At 60.4% G+C, this 25,502-nt stretch carries 24 protein-coding genes; 3 read left to right on the top strand and 21 right to left on the bottom strand.

Annotated elements, in window-relative coordinates; all coding sequences use genetic code 11:
- Nucleotides 1–23: 23 nt before the first annotated feature.
- Genes I2F59_RS02250 through pyrR form a run of 3 tightly spaced genes read right to left on the bottom strand, consistent with a single transcriptional unit; the run spans nucleotide 24 to nucleotide 2,830 of the window.
- Nucleotides 24–1,313 carry a dihydroorotase gene (locus I2F59_RS02250; protein ID WP_161144698.1) on the bottom strand — a complete coding sequence of 430 codons (1,290 nt, stop codon included), beginning with the start codon at nucleotides 1,311–1,313 and terminating at the stop codon, nucleotides 24–26.
- Nucleotides 1,297–2,241, bottom strand: coding sequence for an aspartate carbamoyltransferase catalytic subunit (locus I2F59_RS02245; protein WP_195503118.1), 945 nt, complete (start codon nucleotides 2,239–2,241; stop codon nucleotides 1,297–1,299). Before I2F59_RS02245 ends, I2F59_RS02250 begins: the two co-directional genes overlap by 17 nt.
- Before the next feature lie 4 nt (nucleotides 2,242–2,245).
- A complete protein-coding gene (pyrR, locus tag I2F59_RS02240) occupies nucleotides 2,246–2,830 on the bottom strand; it encodes a bifunctional pyr operon transcriptional regulator/uracil phosphoribosyltransferase PyrR (protein ID WP_161144696.1) in 585 nt (194 codons plus the stop codon).
- A 451-nt stretch (nucleotides 2,831–3,281) separates the two neighbouring features.
- Here pyrR and rpmB point away from each other — a divergent pair, with 451 nt between their 5' ends.
- Entirely contained in the window at nucleotides 3,282–3,470 is a 189-nt protein-coding gene (gene rpmB, locus I2F59_RS02235) for a 50S ribosomal protein L28 (RefSeq protein WP_022094725.1), read from the top strand.
- 186 nt (nucleotides 3,471–3,656) lie between these two features.
- On the opposite strand, the gene I2F59_RS02230 is transcribed toward rpmB, so the two are convergent.
- Complete coding sequence (locus I2F59_RS02230; protein WP_161144695.1) at nucleotides 3,657–4,433, bottom strand: transposase; 777 nt, start codon at nucleotides 4,431–4,433, stop codon at nucleotides 3,657–3,659.
- A 331-nt stretch (nucleotides 4,434–4,764) separates the two neighbouring features.
- Between I2F59_RS02230 and adhE the strand changes: the two genes are divergently transcribed.
- Entirely contained in the window at nucleotides 4,765–7,413 is a 2,649-nt protein-coding gene (gene adhE, locus I2F59_RS02225; RefSeq protein ID WP_117716641.1) for a bifunctional acetaldehyde-CoA/alcohol dehydrogenase, read from the top strand.
- Nucleotides 7,414–7,502: 89 nt separating this feature from the next.
- Nucleotides 7,503–8,267: an aminoglycoside phosphotransferase family protein gene (locus I2F59_RS02220; RefSeq protein WP_006236119.1), complete on the top strand. Its 765-nt coding sequence runs from the start codon at nucleotides 7,503–7,505 to the stop codon at nucleotides 8,265–8,267.
- 178 nt (nucleotides 8,268–8,445) lie between these two features.
- On the opposite strand, the gene I2F59_RS02215 is transcribed toward I2F59_RS02220, so the two are convergent.
- The 17 genes from I2F59_RS02215 to rplS form a co-directional block, all read right to left on the bottom strand.
- Nucleotides 8,446–10,167: a proline--tRNA ligase gene (locus tag I2F59_RS02215; protein ID WP_229065282.1), complete on the bottom strand. Its 1,722-nt coding sequence runs from the start codon at nucleotides 10,165–10,167 to the stop codon at nucleotides 8,446–8,448.
- Entirely contained in the window at nucleotides 10,168–11,250 is a 1,083-nt protein-coding gene (gene ispG, locus I2F59_RS02210) for a flavodoxin-dependent (E)-4-hydroxy-3-methylbut-2-enyl-diphosphate synthase (protein ID WP_161144694.1), read from the bottom strand.
- Nucleotides 11,251–11,263: 13 nt separating this feature from the next.
- The gene (locus tag I2F59_RS02205) at nucleotides 11,264–12,625 is read right to left on the bottom strand and encodes a M50 family metallopeptidase (protein ID WP_161144693.1); all 1,362 of its coding nucleotides are present in this window, start codon (nucleotides 12,623–12,625) and stop codon (nucleotides 11,264–11,266) included.
- A gap of 25 nt (nucleotides 12,626–12,650) precedes the next feature.
- Entirely contained in the window at nucleotides 12,651–13,838 is a 1,188-nt protein-coding gene (gene dxr / locus I2F59_RS02200; protein ID WP_161144692.1) for a 1-deoxy-D-xylulose-5-phosphate reductoisomerase, read from the bottom strand.
- A complete protein-coding gene (locus tag I2F59_RS02195; RefSeq protein WP_271755755.1) occupies nucleotides 13,838–14,737 on the bottom strand; it encodes a phosphatidate cytidylyltransferase in 900 nt (299 codons plus the stop codon). The genes dxr and I2F59_RS02195 overlap by 1 nt, the downstream gene beginning before the upstream one ends.
- Before the next feature lie 2 nt (nucleotides 14,738–14,739).
- Entirely contained in the window at nucleotides 14,740–15,534 is a 795-nt protein-coding gene (locus I2F59_RS02190) for an isoprenyl transferase (RefSeq protein WP_195503117.1), read from the bottom strand.
- Between the two features lies 1 nt (nucleotide 15,535).
- Nucleotides 15,536–16,072, bottom strand: coding sequence for a ribosome recycling factor (gene frr / locus I2F59_RS02185; RefSeq protein ID WP_006236112.1), 537 nt, complete (start codon nucleotides 16,070–16,072; stop codon nucleotides 15,536–15,538).
- A 2-nt stretch (nucleotides 16,073–16,074) separates the two neighbouring features.
- The gene (pyrH, locus tag I2F59_RS02180) at nucleotides 16,075–16,797 is read right to left on the bottom strand and encodes a UMP kinase (RefSeq protein ID WP_035138557.1); all 723 of its coding nucleotides are present in this window, start codon (nucleotides 16,795–16,797) and stop codon (nucleotides 16,075–16,077) included.
- A 118-nt stretch (nucleotides 16,798–16,915) separates the two neighbouring features.
- A complete protein-coding gene (tsf, locus tag I2F59_RS02175) occupies nucleotides 16,916–17,785 on the bottom strand; it encodes a translation elongation factor Ts (protein WP_022094736.1) in 870 nt (289 codons plus the stop codon).
- A gap of 45 nt (nucleotides 17,786–17,830) precedes the next feature.
- Nucleotides 17,831–18,559, bottom strand: a complete 729-nt coding sequence (gene rpsB / locus I2F59_RS02170) for a 30S ribosomal protein S2 (protein ID WP_006236109.1) — start codon at nucleotides 18,557–18,559, stop codon at nucleotides 17,831–17,833.
- Between the two features lie 219 nt (nucleotides 18,560–18,778).
- A complete protein-coding gene (locus tag I2F59_RS02165) occupies nucleotides 18,779–19,687 on the bottom strand; it encodes a tyrosine recombinase XerC (protein ID WP_229065285.1) in 909 nt (302 codons plus the stop codon).
- 8 nt (nucleotides 19,688–19,695) lie between these two features.
- Entirely contained in the window at nucleotides 19,696–21,033 is a 1,338-nt protein-coding gene (gene trmFO / locus I2F59_RS02160; RefSeq protein WP_152068232.1) for a methylenetetrahydrofolate--tRNA-(uracil(54)-C(5))-methyltransferase (FADH(2)-oxidizing) TrmFO, read from the bottom strand.
- A 14-nt stretch (nucleotides 21,034–21,047) separates the two neighbouring features.
- Nucleotides 21,048–21,983, bottom strand: coding sequence for a DNA-processing protein DprA (locus I2F59_RS02155; RefSeq protein ID WP_195503116.1), 936 nt, complete (start codon nucleotides 21,981–21,983; stop codon nucleotides 21,048–21,050).
- The gene (locus tag I2F59_RS02150) at nucleotides 21,980–23,503 is read right to left on the bottom strand and encodes a YifB family Mg chelatase-like AAA ATPase (protein ID WP_006236101.1); all 1,524 of its coding nucleotides are present in this window, start codon (nucleotides 23,501–23,503) and stop codon (nucleotides 21,980–21,982) included. The genes I2F59_RS02155 and I2F59_RS02150 overlap by 4 nt, the downstream gene beginning before the upstream one ends.
- Nucleotides 23,503–23,988: a YraN family protein gene (locus I2F59_RS02145; protein WP_195503115.1), complete on the bottom strand. Its 486-nt coding sequence runs from the start codon at nucleotides 23,986–23,988 to the stop codon at nucleotides 23,503–23,505. The genes I2F59_RS02150 and I2F59_RS02145 overlap by 1 nt, the downstream gene beginning before the upstream one ends.
- A gap of 189 nt (nucleotides 23,989–24,177) precedes the next feature.
- A complete protein-coding gene (locus tag I2F59_RS02140; RefSeq protein ID WP_195503114.1) occupies nucleotides 24,178–24,966 on the bottom strand; it encodes a ribonuclease HII in 789 nt (262 codons plus the stop codon).
- 93 nt (nucleotides 24,967–25,059) lie between these two features.
- Nucleotides 25,060–25,401 (bottom strand): 50S ribosomal protein L19, encoded by a 342-nt coding sequence (gene rplS / locus I2F59_RS02135; protein WP_006236098.1) that lies wholly within the window; start codon nucleotides 25,399–25,401, stop codon nucleotides 25,060–25,062.
- Nucleotides 25,402–25,502 lie beyond the last annotated feature (101 nt).

Here is a 25,502-nt window from a genome sequence, read left to right as displayed (position 1 = left end):
CGCACAAAAGCGATAAGGCTATGCTAGCAGATGCAGCCGTCGGCGAGCGTCTGCTTACCGCCGACAAACACATCGGTGGCACGACCGGTAAGCGTGCGGCCGGCGAAACCGGAGTTCTCGGCGCGCGACTCGTAGCCGTCCTCGCCGACCGTCCAGGTGGCGGACGCGTCGAAGACAGTCAGGTCGGCAACGGAGCCCGCCTTGACCTGAACCTGGTCGAGGCCCAGGATCTCACGCGGCTTGATGGCCATGAGCTCGACCATGCGGCCCATGCTCATCTTGCCCGTGTTGACCAGCTCGGTGAGCACGAGCGACAGCGAGGTCTCGAGACCGATCATGCCAAAGGGCGCAAGCTCGAACTCGCGAGCCTTCTCCCACGGGGTGTGGGGAGCGTGATCGGTGACGATAACGTCGACGGTACCGTCGATGACGCCCTGACGGATGGCCTCGGCGTCCTCGTCGGTGCGCAGCGGCGGATTGACCTTGAGCGAGGTGTTGTAGGTCTCGTCCAGGTCGTTCTCGGTCAGGAACATGTGGTGCGGGGTGGCCTCGCAGGTCACCTGAACGCCAGCGGCCTTACCGGCACGCACGAGCTCGAGACCGTGAGCGGTGGAGATGTGCTGGATGTGCAGCTTGGCACCGGTCAGCTTGGCGATCTCGATGTCGCGGGCGATCTGGAGCTCCTCGCCGGCAGCCGGCCAACCCTCGAGGGCCAGACGGGTCGAGACCTTGCCCTCGTTGATCTGGCCGTGGCCGACCAGGTCCTCGTCCTGGCAGTGGCTCATGAAGACCTTGCCGAACATCTTGCCGTAGTCCATGCAGCGACGGAGCATGCCCGCGCCCTGCACGCCGCGACCGTCATCGGTGAAGGCGACGGCGCCGTGGGCGACCATATCGCCCATCTCGGACATGGCCTCGCCCTTAAGACCGCGGGTCATGGCGCCCGACGGATAGACGCGGCAGTGGCCGACCTCGGCAGCACGGGACTTGACGAACTCCACGACGGTGCCGTTATCGGTGACGGGATCGGTGTTGGGCATGGAGCACACGCCGGTAAAGCCGCCCTTGGCAGCTGCGCGGGTACCGCTCTCGATGTCCTCTTTGACCTCGTAGCCGGGCTCGCGCAGATGCACGTGCATATCCACCAGACCGGGGACGAGGTACTTGCCGGAAAGGTCGCGGACCTCGGCTCCCTCGACGGCGAGATTCTCGCCGACCTCGGCGATCTTGTCGCCGTCAATCAGGACGTCAACGACACCGTCAAGCTCGACGGACGGGTCGACGACGTGGGCATTCTTAAGAAGCAAGGCCATTATCGGCACCTCCAAGCAGCAGATACAGGATAGCCATACGCACGCAGATACCGGCGTAGACCTGCTCCAGGATGACGGAGCGTTGCGGGTGGTCGGCCATATAGGAGTCGAACTCGACGCCGCGGTTGATGGGGCCCGGGTGGCAGATGATCGCATCGGGCTTCATGAGCTTCTCGCGGTCCTTGGTCAGGCCGAAGAGCCTGTGGTACTCGCGAATGGTCGGGAACGGGGCACCCTCGAGGCGCTCCTGCTGCACGCGCAGCATGTAGACGACGTCCAGCTCGGGCAGGACGGAATCGAGGTCGCTCGTCACGTGGTCGCAGCCAAGGACCTCGGGTGCCGGCGGCAGCAGCGTGCCGGGGGCGACGGCGTAGGTCTCGCAGCCCATGATCTTAAGGGCGGGGATCAGCGAGCCGCAGACACGGGAGTGGGAGATGTCGCCGACGACGGCGACCTTCAGACCGTGGAAGTCACCCTTGTGCTCCCAGATGGTGTACAGGTCGAGCAGGGCCTGCGTGGGGTGGTTATGCTTGCCATCGCCGGCGCAGATAACGCTCGCGGGCGAGTTCTGCGTGACGATGTAGGGCGCGCCGGCGTGCTTGTCGCGCACGACGATGCAGTCGATCTTGTAGGCGTTGAGGGTCTCGACGGTATCGACGAGGCTCTCGCCCTTGACCGTGGAGGTCGAGGAGCCGCCAAAGTTGAGGCTGTCGGCCGAAAGACGCTTCTCGGCGAGCTCGAAGGAGCTGCGGGTACGCGTCGAGGGCTCGTTGAACATGTTGACGATGGTCTTGCCCTTGAGCGTGGGGACCTTCTTGATCGCACGCTCGTTGACCTCGGAGAACGCCTTGGCGGTCTCGAGGATGAGCTTGATATCCTCTTCGGAGTACTCGGTAATGTCGATCAGGTGCTTATGGTTGAACGCCACGGTACTACTCACCTCCCAGCGGCGCGGAGCCCACGTGGGAACCCGGCGCGACGTCGTTAATCTCGACAGCGGTGTGGCCGTCGACTTCCTTCATATATAGGTGCACGTTCTCCTCATGCGACGAGGGAACGTTCTTGCCGACAAAGTCCGGCGAGATGGGGAGCTCGCGGTGGCCGCGGTCAACGAGGACTGCCAGCTCAATGCGGCTCGGACGGCCCAGGTCCATAACGGCGTCGAGAGCGGCGCGGATGGTACGACCCGTATACAGGATGTCGTCCACCAGCACGACGCGCTTGCCGTCGACGCTGAAGGGAATGTTGGTAGCGTGGATCGCGGGAGCGAAATTGGTCGCATAGTCATCGCGGTAGAAGCTGATGTCCAGGCTGCCGAGCGGAACGTCGACGCCCTCGATCTCCTTGATCTCCTCGACGAGCTTCTTTGCCAGAAGGTCGCCGCGCGTGACGATGCCGACCAGAGCGAGGTCTTCACAGCCCTCGTTGCGCTCGAGAATCTCGTGCGCGATGCGGGTCATCGCTCGGTTGACGGCGGTCTCGTCCATGATGACCGCCTTGGGGGAAGTCGTGCCCATCGATCTCCTTCCTCACATGTCTTGACTGCTGACACAGTCAAAAAAATAGATGCCCGACCGCTCAAAGCGGACCAGACACCCACAGGAAGGGCTGCTCTTTGGCAGCAATGTAATTCCATGTGGGTATCTCGTACCCCTTTAATGGTCAAGGGATAGTGTAGCCAACCTCGAGCTTAATTGCGAGCATAAATACAGAGCAATCCGTAAACGGAGCCCAATGCTCCATAAACCTATATATATTTGTGGGACGAGCTTGAAAACGCACGCACGAGCTGGCATAATCCCCTCTGCTGCACGCAAATCGGATCTACGTCCAGGGCCGTGGCGTGAGCACTATCGCCAAAAGAGGAATATCTCTGTGTAGATTACGCACAGGGAGCTGCTTCTGTGCTATAGTTCAGGCTTGTTTGTTAACGCGACATGTTCGTTTGTCGCCCAAGGAGGGTCAGTTATGTCCAAAGTTTGCGAAGTTTGCGGTAAGCACCCCGTTGCCGGTCGCTCCATCAGCCACTCTCACCGCGTCACCAACCGTAAGTTCCGCCCCAACATCCAGCGCGTCTACGTCGTCGTCGATGGTCACCGTCGCAAGATGAACGTTTGCTCCACCTGCCTCAAGTCTGGCAAGGTTGCGCGCTCCTAAATAAGGTCTTACCAACAAGTACCTCGGACTCTCCGGGTCAAAGACCTCGCGTTCATATAGAACTTACCAAAGGCGCCCTCCCCTACGGAGGGCGCCTTTTTGCACTCATTGGGGACAGACTTACATGAGTGTTTTCACGCATTGGGGACAGACGTAACGCATGCCAGCAGCGGTTCGGCCCCTGCCTCACGCCGCCTCGTTCCAGCCCGCGGTGGCCTTGGTTACGCTTGTAGCGCCGATGCCGGTGATACGGGCAATTTGCTTGACCGTGAGATGTGCCCGCCTAAGCCTCAGCAGACACGCATCACGATCGGGGCGTGGCAGGGCCTTGAGCAGCGCAGGATCTATGCTCGGAAGGACTTCGCGCGCAACGGAAAGAGCATCCTCATCGAGGATCCGTCGGCGTGGAAGAATCTCAACTGACCAGATCCGCCCGGCAACTTCCTTAAGATGCTCACAATAGCGACGAGACCCCCCGACAATATCGAGCATAGGGGCCGCGTCACAGATGTCAAAGGGATCGTAGCCCAGCTGGTATGCCCTAAAGCTTGACCAGCGGTATGCTTCGAGAGAGTCGATCGCACCTTTCACAGGATTGAGATGGATATAATCGAGTAGCTGCACCGCCTGTGTGTCCGACTCAACCGCAACACGCGAATAGCGATTGTCAAACAGATGGCCCGTTCTTCCCGTTTTCCCATTGAAATACTTAGCATACGCCGTCAGTGCGCACTGCATTGCCTTTGAAAGGTTGTCATATGGGTCATCAACCATCAAATGGAAGTGGTTGTCCATAAGGCACCAAGCCAACACTGCCACTTTATGGCGTGCAAACCTGTCCGAGATGTCCGATAAGAAACGATATCGGTCAGAGTCATCTTCAAAAATAATCTGTTTGGAGTTGCCACGGTCAAAGACGTGGTAATAGCCGGTGAGCGAAACGGCGCGGGCGCATCGGGGCATAATCTCTCCTTTCAAAAACTGAACAGGCAACACCTAAAAGGAGAGAAGGAACGCGAAATGCTGAGCCTGTGATCTATTTATATCCAATGAGCGGCAAAAAGGCCCAGAACGGCAAAATGGCAAAACGATGTCTGTCCCAAATGAGTGAAAGCACTCATGTAAGCCTGTCCCCAATGAGCGGGGCGGTGGAGCAGGCAAGTAGTTTTAGTTAAAACGTTTCAGTTTATTGAAGCGTTTTAGTTTGTCTTTTACGGGAATCTGACCGTTCACCGATTTATTTCTTGCTATCATGCATCTTGTAGGGTAAATCTCCGATCGCAAGGAGACACAAATGGTGAAAAAGTCACCGGAAAACACTACTCCCGCAATTGTGGACAACGTAGAGGCGCTTGAGGCTAAGCTCGCTCAGATGCGAGAGGCCCAGGCGCTTTTTGCTACGTACACGCAGGAGCAGGTCGACAAGATCTTCTATGAGGCCGCCATGGCCGCCAACAAGGCTCGTATCCCGTTGGCGAAGATGGCCATCGAGGAGACCGGCCGCGGCGTTCTTGAGGACAAGGTCATCAAGAACCACTACGCCGCAGAGTACATCTACAACGCTTACAAGAACACCAAGACCTGTGGTGTCCTGGAGCGCGACGAGGCTTACGGCATCACCAAGATCGCCGAGCCCATCGGCATCGTGGGCGCCGTCATCCCGACGACCAACCCCACCTCCACCGCGATCTTCAAGACGCTGATCAGCCTGAAGACCCGCAACGCCATCATCATCTCCCCGCACCCGGCTGCCGCCAAGTGCACCATCGCCGCCGCCAAGCTCGTGCTTGACGCCGCCGTCAAGGCCGGCGCCCCCGAGGGCATCATCGGCTGGGTCGATGTCCCCTCCATCGAGCTGACCAACATGGTCATGCGCGACGTCGACATCATCCTCGCCACCGGTGGCCCGGGCATGGTCAAGGCCGCCTACTCCTCGGGCAAGCCCGCCCTGGGCGTTGGCGCCGGTAACACCCCGGTCGTCATCGACGACACCGCTGACGTGCTGCTCGCCGTCAACTCCATCATCCACTCCAAGACCTTCGACAACGGCATGATCTGCGCTTCCGAGCAGTCCGTGACCGTCATCGACACCATCTATGACCAGGTTAAGGCCGAGTTCCAGAAGCGCGGCTGCTACTTCGTCAAGCAGGGTGCCGAGATGGAGGCCCTGCGTGCCGCCATGTTCAAGAACGGCGCCCTCGATCACCGCATCCCCGGCATGGCTGCCGCCAAGATCGCCGAGCTCGCCGGCATCGAGGTTCCTGCCAAGACCAAGATCCTGATCGCCGAGGTCACCTCCACCGACCCCGCCAAGGAGGAGTTCTCCCACGAGAAGCTCTCCCCGGTCCTGGCCATGTATCACGCCAAGGACTTCCAGGAGGCCGTCGACAAGGCCGAGCACCTGGTGCTCGCCGGTGGCCCGGGCCACACCGCCTCTCTGTACGTGCACCCTGCCCAGGCCGAGAAGATCAGCCTGTTCGAGCACGTCATGAAGGCCTGCCGTATCGTCATCAACACCCCGTCCTCGCACGGCGGCATCGGTGACCTGTACAACTTTGGCATGAAGCCGTCTCTGACCCTGGGCTGCGGCTCCTGGGGCGGCAACTCCGTCTCCGAGAACGTTGGGGTGAAGCACTTGATCAACGTTAAGACTGTGGCCGAGCGCCGTGAGAACATGCTGTGGTTCCGCGCTCCCGAGAAGGTCTACTTCAAGAAGGGTTCCACGCCCGTCGCCCTCGACGAGCTTGGCAACGTCATGGGCAAGAAGCGCGCCTTCATCGTCACCGACCAGTTCCTCTTCAAGAATGGCAACACCCGCGCCATCGAGGCCAAGCTCGACGAGATGGGCATCGCCCACGACTGCTTCTACGACGTCGAGCCCGATCCGTCGCTGCAGTGCGCACGTCGCGGCGCCAAGCAGATGGCTCTCTTTGAGCCGGACGTCATCATCGCCGTCGGCGGTGGCTCCGCTATGGACGCCGGCAAGATCATGTGGATGATGTACGAGCACCCCGAGTGCAAGTTTGAGGACATGGCCATGGACTTCATGGACATCCGCAAGCGTATCTTCACCTTCCCCGAGATGGGCAAGAAGGCCTACTTCGTCGCCGTCCCGACCTCTTCGGGTACCGGCTCCGAGTGCACGCCGTTCGCCATCATCACCGACAAGGAGACCGGCATCAAGTGGCCGCTCGCCGACTACGCGCTGCTCCCCAACATGGCTATCGTCGACGCCGACAACTGCATGACCGCCCCGCGCGGCCTGACCGCTGCCTCCGGCATCGACGTCATGACCCACGCCATCGAGTCCTACGTCTCCATCATGGCTTCCGACTACACCAAGGGCCTCTCCGAGCGCGCTGCCAAGCTCGTCTTTGAGAACCTGCCCTCCAGCTTCACGAACGGCGCCAAGGACCCGCACGCCCGCGAGGAGATGCACAACGCCTCCTGCATGGCCGGTATGGCCTTCGCCAACGCCTTCCTGGGCCTCAACCACTCCATGGCTCACAAGCTCGGCGCTTTCCATCACCTGCCCCACGGCATCGCTAACGCCGTCATCCTGACCCGCGTCATGCGCTACAACGCCGCCGAGGCTCCCGTCAAGATGGGTACCTTCTCCCAGTATCCTTACCCCAACGCGCTGCACAACTACGCCGAGATGGCCAAGTACTGCGGCATCGAGGGCAAGGACGACAAGGAGGTCTTCGAGAACTTCATCACGAAGCTCGAGGAGCTCAAGGACTTCATCGGTGTCAAGAAGACCATCGCCGACTACGGTGTTGACGAGCAGTACTTCCTCGACACCCTCGACGAGATGACCGAGCAGGCATTCAACGACCAGTGCACCGGCGCTAACCCGCGCTACCCGCTCATGAGCGAGATCAAGGAGCTCTACCTGGACGCCTACTACGGCCGCGAGCCCCAGGACTACGCCGTCTGCTAGTTTTTAGCACGGTTTTTTGCGGCGGGGGTGCACGGGTGTTTCACACACCCCCGCCGTCGCTTCTATCGCATCGTTGAAAGGATGCAACCATGCTGCTACCCGATTCCAAGACCGAGCTCGTCCGCCGTGGCAACAAGGTCGTTTACGACCTGGGCGACAAGATCGTCAAGGTCTTTAACGAGACCAAGCCTGTCTCCGACGTGTTCAACGAGGCTTTGAATCTTGCCCGCATCAATGAGTGCGGCATCCGCAGCCCCAAGGCTCTCGAGGTTTCCCAGCTCGAGAACGCCAACGGCTGGGCGCTCGTGACCGAGAAGGTTCCGGGCACCACCCTTGCCGAGAAGATGACTGCCGAGCCCCAGCGCTTTGGTGAGTACCTCGAGATGTTCGTCGACCTCCAGATCGAGATCCACGGCTACACCTCCCCGCTGCTCAACCGTCAGCGCGACAAGTTCGCCCGCATGATCGACAGCCTTGATCAGCTCAATGCCACCACGCGCTACAACCTTCAGGAGCGTCTGGACGGCATGACCAAGGAGTTCAAGGTCTGCCACGGCGACTTCAACCCCTCCAACGTCATCGTCGGCGACGACGGCCAGCTCTATGTGTGCGACTGGGCACACGCCACCCAGGGCTCCCCTGCTGCCGACGTTGCCACCACCTACCTGCTCTTTGCCCTCAACAGCAAGGACCAGGCCGAGGCCTACCTGGAGCTCTACTGCGACCGTGCCGACATGCCCATGCAGGTCGTGCGTCAGTGGACGAGCATCGTCGCCGCTTCCGAGCTCGCTCGTAAGCGCAACGTGAACGATGAGTTCCTGAAGAACTGGATCGACGTCGTCGATTATCAGTAATATCTGAGCGATTTATTTCGCATCGGAGGCACAATGGAAAACCCCGCAGCTCGCATGGGCTGTGGGGTTTTCCTTTTAGATATCGAGGATGCTACAAGATAATAGGACAGCCCCGCATCTCCCCGATTGGAGATATGCGGGGCCGTCCCACATATCGAACTACAAGCGAAATCGTCGATTAACGGCGGGCTGCCTTAACAAGCTCGGCAACCTTGGCAACGACCTCGTCGATCGCCACGTCCTCGCGCTCGCCCGTAGCACGGTCCTTGAGCTCAACGGTGCCATTCTTAAGGCCGCGCTTGCCCAGAACCACCTGATACGGGAAGCCCATGAGGTCGTTATCGGCAAACTTAAAGCCCGGACGCTCATCGCGATCGTCGACGACGACCTCGATACCCTCGGCACACAGGCCATCAACAATCTGCTCGCAGACGGTAGCGCACTCTTCCTTCTTGGGATCAAGCGGAATCACCGCGACCTCGTACGGGGCAACGGAGACCGGCCAGACGATACCGTGCTCGTCGTTGTGCTGCTCCACGACGGCAGCAAGCGAGCGGGACACGCCCACGCCGTAGCAACCCATGATGAGCGGCTTCTCCTTGCCGTCCTCATCCATAAAGGTGGCACCCATGGCCTCGGAGTACTTGGTGCCCAGCTGGAAGACCTGAGAGACCTCGATGCCGCGGGCAGCGGAGAGCGGCTTGCCGCAGTGCGGGCAGGGGTCGCCGGCGACAACGGTGACCAGATCGGCCCACTCATCGACGGTAAAGTCGCGCTCGGGGCAGGCACCGGTAAAGTGATAATCGACCTCGTTGGCACCGCAGGCCCACTGTTTGGACTCGCGCAGGCTCTCGTCGCAGACCAGACGAATGCCATCGGGCAGGTTAACCGGTCCGATAAAGCCCTTGTGCAGGCCGTTCGCCTGAAGCTCCTCGTCGGTCATCATGCGATAACCCTTGCCAAAGACGTGCTCGGCCTTGCAATCGTTGAGCTCGTGATCGCCCGGAACAATGGCCACGACCGGCTTGCCCTCGGCGTCGATGAGTGCCAGCGACTTGCGCGTGCCATTCTCGGGGAAACCGAAGAACTTGGCGACGGCCTCGATGGTGCCCATGCCCGGAGTCTCGACCTTGGTGAGTGTACCGTCGCCAGGACCCTCGGTCACAACAACCTTGGTGCTTGCGGCCTCGTCATCGGCAGCGAAGCCGCAATCGTCGCAGTAGACGAGCGAAGCCTCGCCAGCCTCGGCCAAAGCCATGTACTCGACGGAAGTATCGCCACCGATCTCACCGGAGTCGGCAACAACGGGCAGGGCCTTGATATAGCAGCGCTCGCAGATGTTAGCGTAGGCCTGCTTCATCTTGTCATACTCCTCCTGCAGGCTCTCCTGCGTGGCGGAGAAGCTGTAGGCGTCCTTCATGATGAACTCGCGACCGCGCATCAGGCCAAAGCGGGGGCGGAACTCGTCGCGGAACTTATCCTGGATGTGGTAGAGGTTAACGGGTAGCTGCTTGTAGGAGCGCAGCTCATTGCGCACCAGGGCCGTGACGGTCTCCTCGTGCGTGGGGCCCAGGACGAACTCGCGACCGTGACGGTCGTCAAAGCGCACAAGCTCCTTGCCATAGGCGTCGATGCGGCCGGACTCACGCCACAACTCGGCATCGACCATGATAGGCATCATAAGCTCCTGGGCGCCGGCGGCGTCCATCTCGTCGCGCACGATGTTCTCGATCTTGCGAATCGAGCGCCAAGCAAGCGGCAGGTAGGAATATAGACCGGCGGCCTCCTTACGGATCATGCCGGCACGGAGCAGCAGACGGTGGCTGGCGAGCTCAGCGTCCGCCGGATCCTCTTTAAGCGTCGGCGCATAAAGCTTAGACATATACATTGCTCGGGTCATTTATTTCTCCTCAATAAGCTTGTCGACCTCGGCCATAAGCGCGTCGACAATTTGGTCCTCAGCTACTTTACCAATGATCTGGCCATGCGAAAAGAGCAAGGCCTGACCACGTCCGCAAGCAACGCCCAGATCGGCATCAGATGCCTCGCCGGGGCCATTAACGGCACATCCCATCACAGCGATCGAAAGCGGCGCGGAGTAGTTCTTAAGCCGCTCGGTAACCTCCTCGGCAATGGGAATAAGGTTAACCTGGCAGCGGGCGCATGTGGGGCACGAGACAATCTCGGGGCCACGGCGACGCAGGCCCAACGACTGCAGAATACCCCAGGCAACCGGCGGCTCCTCAACCGGATCGGCTGTGAGCGACACACGCATGGTGTCGCCAATGCCTTCGGAAAGCAAGATACCCAAGCCTACAGAGCTCTTGATGGTGCCCTGGAGCTTGGTCCCCGCCTCCGTCACGCCCAGGTGAAGCGGAACGTGGGGAATCTCACGCGACAGGGCTCGATAGGTATCAAGCGTCGTTTGCACGCTATGGGCCTTGGCCGAAAGCACAATGTTCGTAAAACCGCGGTCCTCAAAGTGCTTGACGAAGCGCTCGCTCGACATCACGAGCTTTTCGGGCTGCGTGAGGTCGTCGCGCTCGGCGATATCCTGCTCGAGCGAACCGGCATTGACGCCGATACGAATCGCGCACCCAGCGGCGCCCGCGGCATCGATCACGGCATCGACCTTAGCCCAATCGCCGATATTGCCGGGATTGATGCGAAGCTTGGCGGCACCAGCCTCGACGGCGCCGATGGCGAGCTTATGGTTAAAGTGAATATCGGCGACGATCGGCACCGGAGACTCGGCACAGATGGTGCAGAAACCCTCAAGCGCGGCCTCGGTGGGCACGCTCACACGCACGATATCGCAGCCAGCCTGCGCCAACGCGCACACTTGCGCAAGCGTTGCCTGGGCGTCAGCGGTATCGGTGCAGGTCATGGATTGGACCACCACCGGCGCGCCGCCACCGATCTGCACACCGCCCACATGCACGGGGCGCGTCAACTCGCGAGGCAAAGGATGGGATAAAGACAATCCAAACACTCCCCTACAGGATAAATCGAAGGACGTCGGAACGAAGCATATAGACAAACAGCAGCGCAAAGAGCGCGATGCCCACATAGCTCACAATCGTCTGGACCTTGAGCGGAAGCTCGCGGCCAGCAAACTTTTGAATGATCTCGATGACCAGCTTGCCGCCATCGAGTGGTGGGATGGGCAGCAGGTTCATAAAGCCAAGCGAGAACGAAATGAGGGCGGCAAACGAAAGGAACGTGGCAGGGCCGGCAGCAGCAGCCTGTGAGGACATAACGCTAATGCCCACGATCGAAGAAGACTGATCGAGAATCTCCATCGTATGCTGCGGCTGGAGCAGGCGCATCACGCCCTCCGCTGTCTGCACGACATAGGAGAACGAAAGGCGAGCCGACGTGATGGGGTCTAAACGGACCACCTGCGTAGAGGCATACACACCTAGGCGCTCGTCCTCTTTGAGCGCAACCGAGGTCGAATGCTGCTTGCCGTCGCGCTCATACTCAATGGCGATATCGTCCTTACCGGCGGCCTTGCCGATGGCATCGTAAACGTCCATCCAGGTAGAGCACGATACTCCGTCAACCGAAAGTATCGCGTCGCCGCCCTCGATACCCGCCTTGGCGGCAATAGACCCCTCGTCAACCTGACCGATCACGTTGGTATCCATCGGCACGGTGACACCCGCAATAGAGTAGATGCTCATAAGCAGCAAAAAGCCCGTCAGGATATTGACGAGAATGCCCGCGAGCAGCATAAAGGCGCGCTTGAGAAAACCCTGGCCCAGATAGGTATGCGAACGCTCTTGCGCAAGGAACTCGGCTTCGCCGCACGGCAGCTCCCACACATCGCCCTCGGTAGTCGCATGCTCTCGATCGAACCGGCGGCCGTCAAAGGTGGTGTAACCCGCCGCGTCTCGCGGCAGCGTCTGATACTTGGTGGGATAGTAGCTCGGCGAGGGCTTCTCCCCTTCCTCATACCAAGGCGCGATAGAGCCCCAACCCAAGAGCAAGGCGCATGCCTCGAGCACAACCTCCTCGGATAGCTCGAGCTCGACAGCAAGGTCGGCCACGGTCACGCGACCATGACGATAGATAGCCGCGAGCACGCGATCGGCGCAGGAGACATCGGTCGGATCCATACCGCAGATGGCAGCGTAGCCACCCAGCAGCAGCGGGGTCACGCCAAACTTGGTTCCAATGCGACGCGACGTGTAATGGATGTCAAAGCGGCACGGCAGGCCCAAAAAGAACTCGGTCACACGGACGCCGCAGGCACGCGCCGCCAAAAAGTGGCCGCCCTCGTGCAAAAACACGAGGACGGAAAGCATCAGCAGGCCCCAAAAGACCGATGAGAGAACGCTCAGAACAGTATCCATAAAACGAAAAAGCAATCCTTATGGGTTAGGAACGGGTTGCGGCGAGCACCTGCGCAGCCTTTTCACGCGCCCACGCATCGATGTCGCGAAGCTGCTCAAACGAATCGACCGCCTGCATATCGTGGGCATCCATGCAGGATTCCACAATGCGATCGATATCGGTAAAGCTGCAGCCATCGTGCAGGAAGGCATCGACGGCGACCTCGTTGGCGGCATTGAGCACGCACGGCATGGTGCCACCCGTCTTGCCGGCACGTTCGGCCAGTGCCAGACAGCGGAAGGTATCCATGTCGGCAGCATCAAACGTGAGCTGCCCCAGCTCGCGGAAATCGATACGAGGCGCCGGGGTATCCCAACGCTCGGGATACGAGAACGCGAACTGGATGGGAATACGCATGTCGGAAGCACCGAGATGCGCCATCACGGAGCCGTCGGCAAACTCGACCATAGAGTGAATCTTGGACTGACACTGCACGACCACGTTAATGAAATCGAGGTCGCAGTTAAACAGATGCATGGCCTCAATGCGCTCCAGGCCCTTGTTCATGAGGGTGGCGGAGTCGATGGTGATCTTGGCACCCATGGCCCACGTGGGATGTGCGAGGGCATCGGCACGCGTCACGCGATCTAGCTCGTCGCGCGTGCGGCCAAAGAACGGACCGCCCGAGCAGGTGAGCCAAATACAATGAGCCTCGCGCGGGTTCTCCCCCAGATAGCACTGGTAGATGGCGGAGTGCTCAGAGTCGACTGGAATAAGCTGGCCCGGTTGCGCCAACGGCATAAGCAAGTCGCCGCCGACGACGAGGGACTCCTTGTTGGCAAGGGCAAGACGCTTATTCGAGGTCAAGGCCGCATGGCTCGCCTCGAGACCGGCGGCGCCCACAATAGCGACGAGCACGCAGTCGACATCGTCGCGACGCGCGAGCTCGCAAACCGCCTGCGCGCCAACGCCGAGCTTCGTTCCCTCGGGCAACTCCTGCAGCACGGCGTCATCGCCATGAGCGACATCGGCCACGGCAACCGCCGGAACCGAGAACTCGCGGGCAGCGGCAACGAGCTCGGAGGTACTGGAGTTAACGGACAGCGCCGTCACCTGCAGGCGATCGGCATGCTGGCGGCACACATCGAGCGCCTGGGTGCCGATAGAGCCCGTACAACCCAGGATGGCAACACGGAGACGTCCATCGGGGCCATACGTCGTCTGGAAGGACATTACAGCACGCCTCCGATCATCAAAAGCAGCTGCGCGGTAATGCAGCCAAAGATAAGCGAATCGCTACGATCGAGCATGCCGCCGTGGCCCGGGATAAGGTTGCCGGAATCCTTGACGCCCACACCGCGCTTGATGCGCGACTCGATAAGGTCGCCGATAACGCCCAGGACGGACACGACCACGCCGCACAGCAGCGCATAGGGCAGGCTGAGCTTGTAGAAATGCGTCGCCCACAGGATGAGCCAAATCAAAACCGAGCCCAGGATGCCGCCGACAAACCCCTCCCAGCTCTTTTTGGGAGAAATCTTGGGAACCATCTTGTGTTTACCGATACGGCTGCCCACGATGTAGGCAAACGAATCGGAGACCCAAAGGGACGCACAAACGCCCACCGAAAGCAGGGCGCCGGCAAAACCGGGCACGGCATCGCGCAGCAGCACGATAGCCGACAGCATAAAGCCAGTGTAGATGGGACCCATGAGCGTCACGGCCACATCAGAGATGCGGGTACGCGGCGACCAGACATACCAAATGCCCACAGCGAGCATCAGGGCAAAAAGCAGGGCATTCAGCAACATCGAATCGCCCAACGCCGACAGCGGAAAGAGTACGGCGGCAGCGATACCCATGCGCTCGTTAGCCATCTTGCCATCGAGCCTCGTCATACGGAAAAACTCATAGCAGCACAGACCGCTCATGACAGAAACAAAGATGGCCGTGGGCACAATACCCAAAACCAAGCACAGGATAAAGACAACGGCGTAGACGATACCGGCGGCGGCACGGGTAATAAAGCCCGCCAGCCACGAACCGGTGCCGCTCTTCGCTGCAGGCGCTCCCGCAGTGGCAGCTTTGCGCGCAGGCGTCTTGGGAGCAGATGCCTTGGGACGATCGGACACGATTAAGCCTCCTCGGTCTTGCTCAGTCCACCAAACCTACGGTCACGGACCTGATAGGCCAAAATGGCGTCGACAAGGCCCCAACGATCAAAGTCGGGCCAATAGGTATCGGTGACGTAGAACTCGGAATAAGCCACCTGCCACAGCAGATAGTTCGAAAGGCGCAGCTCACCAGAGGTGCGAATCACAAGCTCAGGATCGGGAAGACCGGCGGTATAGAGGTGCGAGGCAACCATATCATCGTCGATAGCGGCAGGATCGATCTTGCCGGCGACGGCATCGAGCGCAATCTGACGGACAGCGCGGGTAATCTCGGCACGCGCGCCGTAGTTGACGGCAAGCGCCAGCGTCATACCGGTGTGATCGGCGCACTCGGCAAGACCGCGTTCAAAAACGTCGCGGGTCTTCTTGGGCAGCGCGGAAATGTCACCCAAAAAGACAACGCGCACGTTTTCGCGCTTCAGAAGCGGCAGCTCGTCGATAAACGTCTTGGCAAACAGATGCATCAAGACGTTGACCTCATGCTGCGGGCGGTTCCAGTTTTCGGTAGAAAACGCATAGGCCGAAAGCACGTCGACGCCCAGGCGCACGCAGGCGGTAATGATCTCGCGCAGCGAGACGATACCCGCCTTGTGGCCCTCGGTGCGTGCAAGACCGCGCGACGTGGCCCAACGACCGTTGCCGTCCATGATGCACGAGATATGGTGCGGAATGTTATTGAGGTCAAGGTCGGAAAAACCGACGCCCGCAGGGGCGTCGGCAAAGTACTCGACCAGTTTATGCTCGTCGTATTGCACCTTAGATCTCCATGACCTCGGCTTCTTTTTCCTTCAGAAGCTCCTCGACCTTGGCGACATACTCATCGGTGTGCTTCTGGACCTTAGCCTGCTCGCGACGGACATCGTCCTCGGTGAGCTCCTCATCGCGCTCGAGCTTGTTGTTGAAGTCGCGACGGATGTTACGGATAGACACCTTGGCCTGCTCGGCGTACTCGCGGCACTCCTTGACGAGCTCGCGACGGCGCTCCTCGGTGGGAGCCGGGAACGGCAGACGAACGACGGTGCCATCGGAGTTGGGGGTAATACCCAGATCGGAAGCGCCGATGGCCTTGACGATAGCGTTGATGAGCGCCTTGTCCCACGGCTCGATGAGCAGCATGTGGGCCTCGGGGGTCTTGACGGCGGCAACCTGCGTGACCGGCGTGGGAACACCGTAATAATCGACGGTGATGTCGGACAGAATGTTGGCATTGGCGCGGCCGGTACGGACCTTGGAGAAGTTATGCTTGAGGGACTCGAGCGACTTGTCCATATGGGCGGTGATGTTCTCTGCCATGCTTAATCCTCCTGATAGACGAGCGTGCCGACGGGCTCACCCGAAAGCGCGCGCTTGACGGTGTCCTCGCCATCGATGTTGAGGACCAAAATCGGCATACGGTTGTCCTGGCACAGTGCCGTAGCCGTGGAATCCATAACCTGCAGACCGCGGACGAGAACCTCGTGATAGGTAATCTTGTCAAAACGGACGGCGTCGGCGCACTTGACGGGATCCTTATCGTAGATGCCGTCAACCTTGGTGGCTTTAATCAGAATCTCGGCGCCGATCTCGCACGCACGAAGAGCCGCGGCGGTGTCGGTCGTAAAGTACGGATTGCCCGAACCGGCGGCAAAAATAACGACGTTGCCCTTGGAAAGATGGTTGATGGCGCGACGGCGAATATAGGGCTCGCAGATCTCGTTCATCTGGATAGCGCTCATCACGCGGCAGGGAACATCGTTATGCTCGAAGGCATCCTGCAGGGCGAGCGCGTTCATAACGGTTGCCAGCATGCCCATGTAGTCGGCCTGAGCACGCTCCATGCCACCGGCAGCGCCTGCCATGCCGCGGAAAATATTGCCGCCGCCGACAACGACGCCGACCTCATGGCCAACGGCGAGCAGCTCCTTGACCTGCTTAGCAAGATGGTCGGTAACCTTGGGGTCGATGCCATATTGGCCGTCGCCCATCAGCGCTTCGCCGGAAAGCTTAAGAAGCACGCGTTTATATCGGATGTCGGACAAAGCGATCCTCCTTTAGATTGAACTCTCAACATTCTATCAAAGGCTCTAAGAAGAGCCATGAAAAAGCAGGCTGTGAGTAAAACCCACAGCCTGCTCATTACCAGCTACAAGAGCTTATTTACTCGCCACGGACCAGACGGTCAAAGGCAACGACGGTAATGGTGTCGCCGAGCTCCTTGGAGACCTGCTCAGCGTACTTCTTGATGGTGAGGGAGCTGTCCTTAATGAACTCCTGCTCGGTGAGCACGGACTGCTTGTAGAACTTCTCCAGACGGCCGACAGCCATCTTCTCCTGGATAGCCTCGGGCTTACCGGACTCGGCAGCCTGAGCCATGTAGATCTGCTTCTCGTGCTCGACGGTCTCGGCCGGAACCTGATCGCGGGTAGCGCAGATCGGGGCGACGGCGGCAACCTGAAGGGCAACGTCGTGAGCGAAGGTCTTGAAGGATTCAGCCTGAGCGGTCTCAGCCTTCTCGAAGGCGAACTCGACGAGGACGCCGATCTTACCACCCATGTGGATGTAAGAAGCGAGCGCGCCGTTCTCAGCCTTGCGGGCAGCGAAGCGGGAGATCTTCATGTTCTCGCCCATGATGTGAATCATCTCGGTGAGCTCGGAGGAAACGGTCTCCTCGCCCATCGGCTTCTCGAGCAGAGCGTCGACGTCAGCAGGCTCGGTGGTAGCGACAACCTCAGCGACCTTAGAAGCAAAGCCGGTGAACTTGGCGTTAGAGCCAACGAAGTCGGTCTCGCAGGAGAGCTCGAGTAGAGCGCCGGTCTTGCCATCCTCGGAGACGAACGCGGCGACAGCGCCCTCGTTGGTCTCACGGCCAGCCTTCTTGGCAGCCTTGGCAAGGCCGTTCTTACGCAGAACGTCGACAGCGGCGTCCATGTCGCCGTCAGCCTCGACGAGAGCCTTCTTGCACTCCATCATCGGGGAGTCGGTCATCTCGCGGAGCTGCTTGACCATAGCGGCGGTAATCTGGGCCATTGTGGTTCCTTTCAAAGAGATGAAAAAGAATTAACTAAGACTGATTTACTCGGCCTTGGGCTCAGCGGCCATCTCGGCCTCGGAGACCTGCTCCTTGCCGGAGCCAGCGAGGCAGGCGTCAGCCATGAGCTCGCACATAAGGGTGACAGCGGAGATAGCGTCATCGTTGCAGGGGATGCCGTACTCGACCTCGTCGGGATCGGAGTTGGTGTCGATCAGGGCGACGACGGGGATGTTCAGGCGCTGGGCCTCCTTGATGGCGTTCTCCTCGCGCTTGGTGTCGATGACGAAGAGAGCCTGGGGCAGACCCTTCATGTCGCGGGCGCCACCGAGGTTAGTCTGGAGCTTAGTGAGCTCCTTGCCGAGCACAGCCTGCTCCTTCTTGGGGAGCACTGCCATGCGGCCGTCCTCGACCATGGCCTCGAGCTCCTCCATGCGGTTGATGCGGGAGCGGATGGTGACGAAGTTGGTCAGCATACCGCCGAGCCAACGCTGGTTGATGTAAGGCATGTTGGCGCGCTCAGCAGCGTTCTTGACGGCCTCCTGAGCCTGCTTCTTGGTGCCGACGAACAGCACGTTGCCACCCTTGGCGACGTTCTTGACGAAGGTGTAGGCCTGGTCGGCGTCGAGGATGGTCTGCTTGAGGTCAAGGATATAGATGCCGTTGCGCTCACCGAAGATGAACGGCTTCATCTTGGGGTTCCAGCGACGGGTCTGATGACCGAAGTGGCAGCCGGCCTCGAGCAGGGTGCGGATATTAATCTTGGTAGCCATGTTAAACCTCCTGTGGTTTGCCTCCGCGCGGGGTCATCCTCCAAAACCAACCCGGACATGTGCTACCAAAGCCCGGGCACCACGGTATGAAGTAGCCGCGCGTGCGTGATAAAAACATGTTGCCGTGAAGCAACCCGATGAATGATAGCAGGAATGCCTCTTCCTGCCAACCCGCAATCAAAACCACACACCTGAGTGCGACGCGGGACGTCCCAGCCACTATTCGCCGCGGGGATGGGCTTGAGCCACAGCCCGCTTAAGCCGATCGGGTGTGAGATGCGTGTAGATCTGCGTCGTGGACAGGCTCGCATGACCTAACAGCTCTTGAACCGAGCGCAGGTCCGCACCGCCCTCGAGCAAGTCGGTCGCAAAGGTATGGCGCATCGCATGCGGGGCGATGTCGGCCGGAATGCCGGCGAGCGTCGCCAGCGTATGGAACCGCCGCCTGAGCATCGCGGCGCTCATGCGATTGCCGCGCGCCGATATAAGCAGCGGATGCGGCCCGGTAGCGGGGTCACGGCGCTTTGCCTGAGCGAGCAACTCCGGCCTCCCCTCCTCAATATAGAGACGCGTCGCCTCGAGTGCGCGACGATACAGAGGGACGATACGCTCCTTGCTCCCCTTGCCCCAAAGTCGCAGCGTTCGCTCGGACCAACCAATAGACTCCACGTTGAGCGCCGCGAGCTCCGAGATTCGCGCGCCGGAGGCATAGAGCAACTCAAGCATCGCCGCATCGCGCAGTCCCGCGGGCGTCGAGGTATCAGGCGTCTTGAGCAGCGCCTCAACCTGCTGGGTCGTAAGGACGCCCGGCAGGTCACGTGGCAGCTTGGGCGATGCGATCGCCGAGACCGCATCGCCCTCGACAATCCCCTCGGCAGCCATCCAGCGATAGAGAGATCGAATAGCCGACAGGTGCGCCGCAAGCGTTCGGGGAGCCACCTGCTCACGCGAAAGCTCGGCAAGATAGCGACGAATGGTGCGCACGTCGGCAGCGAAAGCATCAATATTCTCGCGCTCGCACCAGACAGCAAAGCGCTCTAGCCTCGAGCCATAGGCCGTCACCGTGTTGGGAGAAAGTCCCTCAACACGTGCGATATAGGCGATAAACGAGTCGACGGTGTCGTACAGGTCAAAGGCTATGACCGGTCGCCTCCAAACAAGTCGGAACGCGTGGCCAAGTAGGCATCGAGGGCCTCGAGCGCACGGTCCGCATAGGCCTGGTAGCGGTCGCGCTTGCTGCGGCGCTTACCATCCTCGAGTGGCGGCACCAGGCCAAAGTTGACATGCATGGGCTGATAGCCCACGGTGGCAGGATCGGTCGCATAGCCCACGAGCGCACCCAGGGCGCCCACACGCGGCAACTCGACGCCCGCGGCACCGATAGCCTCGGCATAGGTGTTGAGCGCCGCGAGCAGACCTGTCGCCACGGCTTCCATGTACCCCTCGGTGCCGGTGATCTGACCGGCCAGGCGCACACCGGTACCGGGCACGGCAAAGGTGCCATCGAGCACATGCGGGGCGTCGACAAAGGTATTGCGGTGCATGACACCGTAGCGGAAGAACTCAGCGTTCTCCAGGCCCGGCACCATATGGAAGACGCGCTTCTGCTCGCCAAAGGTCAAGTTGGTCTGGAAGCCCACCAGGTTATAGGCGGTCTTCTCCTTGTTCTCGGCACGCAGCTGAATCGCCGCCCAGGGGCGACGTCCGGTACGTGGGTCGGTGAGGCCGACGGGCTTCATGGCGCCAAAGCGAATGGCGTCCTTGCCGGTGCGCGCAACTTCCTCGGCAGGCTGGCAAGCCTGGAACAGATCGCCGCCCTCAAAGTCTTTGAGCACCACGCGGTCGGCCGTGGTAAGCGCCTCGATAAAGGCCTCGTACTCCTCCTTATTGAGCGGAGCGTTGAGATAGTCGCCGCCCCCCTGCTCCTCGTAGCGCGACTGCGAGAACAGCACGTCCATATCGAGCGTGGAGGCATCGACGATCGGCGCCGCCGCATCAAAGAATGCCAGGGCATCGCCACCGACGAGCTTCATAACCTCTTCGCTCAGCGCCGGTGAACACAGCGGGCCCGCGGCAATGACCACGTGACCCTCGGGAATCTGCGTGACCTCGCCGTGCACGACCTCGATATTGGGACGAGCGGCAACCTCGGCCTCGACAAGCTCGGAAAACTTGACGCGGTCGACCGCCAGGGCACCGCCGGCGGGAACAGCCGCGCGATGGGCGCAATCGAGCAGGACTGAACCCATGCGCTCAAGCTCGGCCTTCAGCAAACCAGCCGCGGAATCCGGACGGGTCGACTTAAACGAATTCGAGCAGACGAGCTCTGCCAGGTGATCGGTATGGTGAGCCGGGGAGCTCACCTGGGGGCGCATCTCGCACAGCTTTACGGCAAAACCGCGATCTGCCAGCTGGATCGCGCACTCCGAACCCGCCAGACCGCCACCGATAACTGTCACCTGATCGAACTGCATCTGCAAACACCTTTCTAATTGACACGTTTTCCATTGTGACCGAAGGGTGTCTGGGCGTGAAGGGCAAACTTGGAGGGCGCATACCTTCCATCCATCATGCGCTCGATAAGACCCTCGAGTTCAAGCGAACCCAAGAGTTTGAGTACGCCGACAGCATCGAGCGAGACGAGCGCCGCGATGTCGTCGACCTTGAGCGGAGAGGCGATGAGCGCATGCATCACGGTCTGCTGCGTTGGATCCAGGTCGGCAATGCCGGGAGCATCGGGGCGCGAGTAGCGCAGGGTTCCGTAGATGCGTGAGATAGCCATCTCAATAGATTCCTCGTCGACGATGCAGCAGGCACCGTTCGCAATGAGGTAATTCGTGCCACGCGACTCGGGCGATAGGATCGACCCCGGCACGGCAAGAAGTTCGCGCCCCAAATCCATAGCAGCCTCGGCTGTGGAAAACGTCCCAGAAGGCATACCCGCCTCGGATACAAAGAGGGCTTGCGACAGGGCCGCGATTACGCGATTGCGGCGCGGAAAGGCGAACTTGCGCGGACCCATGCCCCACGGAGAGATCGACACGACCGCGCCACCCGTATCAAGCGTGCGCGTAATCAGCCCCGCGCTCGAACGCGGGTAGACCACGTCGGCGCCCGTCCCCAGCACCACAACGTGTATGCCGCCGGCGTTGACCGCAGCCCAACCCGAGGCCTGGTCACAACCGACCGCACCGCCCGAAACTACCGTCACTCCCGCCTCAACCGCCACCTTCGCCGCAAGCTCTGCCACGGCAAGACCATACGGCGAGGCCTTTCGCGCACCGATGATGGAGAGCGCGGGCGTCGAAAGCGCCTCGGGGTTGCCGCGCACATAGAGCGTCTGAGGTACATCAGAAAGCTCCAAAACGGTCTCGGGATACAACGCGTCACCTGGATGCAGCTCGAAGGTCCCCTCAACTATCATTGGTCCCTCCTTCCCTGGTACATCGCCGCCTCGAGCACGTGGTCCTGCGTCACCTGCTCGCTCTCGGCGACATCTGCGATCGTGCGCGCAATGCGAACAAGGCGCACGATGCCACGCCCTGTGAGATGCGTGCGCTTCGACAGGCCGAGCACACACTTCTCCGCCGCATCATCGAGCTCAAAGGTCGAAACGACGCCGTCAATGGACCGCGTCTCGTCATCCTCGGCCTCGGCATCCGCATCGTCCATACGGGATTCGCGCCAAGCGCGAAAGGCGCGACCGCGCACAACGTAGTCACGTAACTCAGCCGACGACATACCCTCCGCACCCTCGATAATCACTTGGGGGTCGGGACGGGTCACATCGATCATCATGTCGATACGGTCGGCCAAAGGACCGCGCAGTTTAGACCGATAGCGCTCGACCATCGCCGCCGAACAGCGACACGGCACCTCGCGATCGCCCAAAAAGCCGCAGGGGCAGGGATTGCTCGCAGCCAGCAGCTGAAAGCGCGACGGGAAGGTAAAAGCCCCGTCGACGCGTACGATCCTCACGTAGCCGCGCTCGATGGGCTGACGCAGCGTCTGCAGCACGCCAGTGGGAAACTCGGCAAGCTCGTCCAAAAAGAGCACGCCGCCATGAGCCAGGCTAATTTCGCCCGGATGTACTGGACGTCCGCCGCCGATGAGGCCCGCTGTCGAAATGCTGTGATGGGGGCTTCGAAACGGCCGATGCCCCGCAAGCAGTCCATCGATGTTCTCGCCCAAGACCGAATGGATGCACAGTGCCTCCTGCTGATCCTCAACGGAAAGCTCGGGCAGGATGCCGGTCATACGGCGTGCGAGCATCGTCTTGCCCGAACCGGGCGAGCCGATCATGAGCAAGCCGAGTTCTCCTGCCGCCGCAAGCGCCATGCCGCGTTTAGCGACTTCCTGCCCCAGTACGTCAGCATAGTCGAGCTCAGGCTCAAAGGTCGCCTCGACGCCCTCAGAATCCAGGTAGTGCCGCGCGGCATCGCCCATACCATGAGCAAGCTGAGACAAATGATCGATAAATCCGCAGTCAACGCCAGCAAGCGGCACATGCTGGTCGGACCTGCCGGCGATAAAAGACAGCCCCATGTCGCGAGCCAGCAGCTGAAACGCCACCTCGCCCTTGACAGGAAGCACCGTGCCGTCCAAGCCGAGCTCGCCGGCGATAAGACAACGATCGAGGTTGTCGCGGGGAATCTGACCATCGGCCGCTAGAACCGCGATGGCGATGGGCAGATCAAAGCCGCTACCGGTCTTGCGAATATCGCCGGGCGCCAGATTGACCGTAATGCCCGAGCGCGGGATCTCGAACCCGGCGGAGCGCATCGCACAGCGAATACGACCACGTGACTCCATCACCTCCATACTCGGAATGCCGAGCATCTGGATGCCCGGAACGCCGCCAGCAAGCGAGACCTCGACCGTGACGGGAATCGCCTCGACGCCGCGGATGCAGGCCGCGTGAACGGCAAACGTCTCGAACGCCATCACGACACCTGCCAATCGAACGCGTTGTACTGGTGCTCGATCTCGGCGATATGCCCGTCGCGAATGGTGACACCCACGGCATCAAAGCGAATCGCCTTGAGCGGATAATGCTCCATGAGATAGCAACTTGCGATGCGGCGGTAGCGGCGTTGCTTTTGGGCGTCCACGGCCTCCTCGGGAAAGACCCGCGTGTTGCAATCCAGTGCGACACGTCTGGTCTTGACCTCGGCCATCACCACGACATCGTCGAGCTCATCGAGCAACACCAGGTCGGCCTCGCCCTCGGTGCAACGATAACCCTGCTCCAGCAAGGTGTAGCCGCGCTCGTTAAAGTAGTCGATGGTGATCAGCTCGCCCAGCATACCCAGTTCGCGGGGACTGAGTCCCTTGATAAACTCGGGCGTCATCGCCCCGGAGTCGAGCTCGCCGTTTTCCCAACGCTCCTTGAGCTGCTGTGTCTTGCTCTTTTTGCTTGCGGCACTCATGGGGTCTCCTTTCCCGCACGCTGCAGTGCCCCGATGATGAGGGCACCTTTCATGCGGGTAAGTACCGGAAGCAAACCAAAAGCTGACCAAATGCTGTCAAAAAACGGGCCGTACGCAGCAATGGTGTTGCATACGGCCCGCTACCAGCAGGTTTATAAAACGCCAGAGGTCCCTGTCTCCACAATTGACCTAGAAAAGGCGCTCAGTCTGCAGAAAGTTTCCGCAAAAGCTCACACGATGCAGCGGAGAAAGACCATGTTTGCGAATGGCCTCGATGTGCTCGGGGCTCGCATAGCCCTTCGATTCGGCCAGATGGTACTCGGGATACTCGGCATCGTACTCGACCATCATCTCGTCACGTGTCACCTTGGCCATGATGGACGCCGCGGCGATGCAGGCGATTTTGGCATCGCCCTTCACCACGTCGCGCTCGTTGGGAACGGCGCCCAAGGGGTTACCGTCCATAAGCACGCAATCGGGCTCGAGCCCCGTATCGGCCACGGCGCCCGCGACGGCAGCGCGGATGGCGCGGGCCATGCCCATATCATCGATATCCGCAGGCGCGATATGGCAAAAACCGATTGCCGTCGCCACCTCGGCAATCTTCACTGAGAGCAACTCGCGGCGCGCGGGCGTGAGCTTTTTGGAATCGTTGATACCCCAGACGCGCGGCTCCATAGGAAGACAAACGGCGCATACCGTCAAAGGACCGGCCACCGATCCGCGACCCACCTCGTCGACACCAACGACCACCCCATCGCCGCCAAGCTCATGCATAAGCTCGTACATATCATTGACGCGCTCGCGCTCGGCAAGTTCCTTGGCATGGCGCTTAAGAGCACGCTCGCAAGCCTTGATCACCTGCTGGCGCGGGTCCTCGCGATAATGCTCCACGAGGGCGGGGATCTCCTCAAACGTTGCGCTCGCCAGCTCTCCGGCAACCTGCGATGCCGAAACCGAGCTCGTCATATTGGCCATACCAGGCCCTCCTTGCATGCAAATCAGATAAAAAGAAGGGCCACCCGAAGGTGACCCTTGTGTCCAAACGAGTGGACAGACGCTGCGATCTTCTTAGCGCTTCTCGGGGATGCGAGCAGCCTTACCCACCTTGTCGCGGAGGTAGTACAGCTTGGCGCGACGGACGCGACCATGACGAACGACCTCGAGCTTGGCGATCTTGGGGCTGTGAAGCGGGAAGGTACGCTCAACACCGACACCGAAGGACATCTTGCGGACGGTGAAGGTCTCGCGGGCACCGGCGCCGGCCATGCGGATGACGTCGCCCTGGAAGACCTGGATACGCTCGCGGTCGCCTTCCTTAATGCGGTAGTGAACCTTAACGTTGTCGGCGACGCGAACCTGAGGAATGTCCTCGCGGATCTGCTGACGCTCGATTGCGCGGATGTAATCCATGTGCAATTCCTTACTCTTCTAGAGGTGCCGTACCACCTTGGCCGGCACGTAGTTGAACAAACGTATTCGAGTATACACGCGCGGGTTTCTGCTGCAAGAAC

It is taken from the genome of Collinsella aerofaciens (genome assembly GCF_015556945.1).
Taxonomy (GTDB): Bacteria; Actinomycetota; Coriobacteriia; order Coriobacteriales; family Coriobacteriaceae; genus Collinsella; species Collinsella aerofaciens_AO.
The sequence above is the reverse complement of the archived record's forward strand: the minus strand, read 5'-3'. Positions and strand labels throughout refer to the sequence as shown.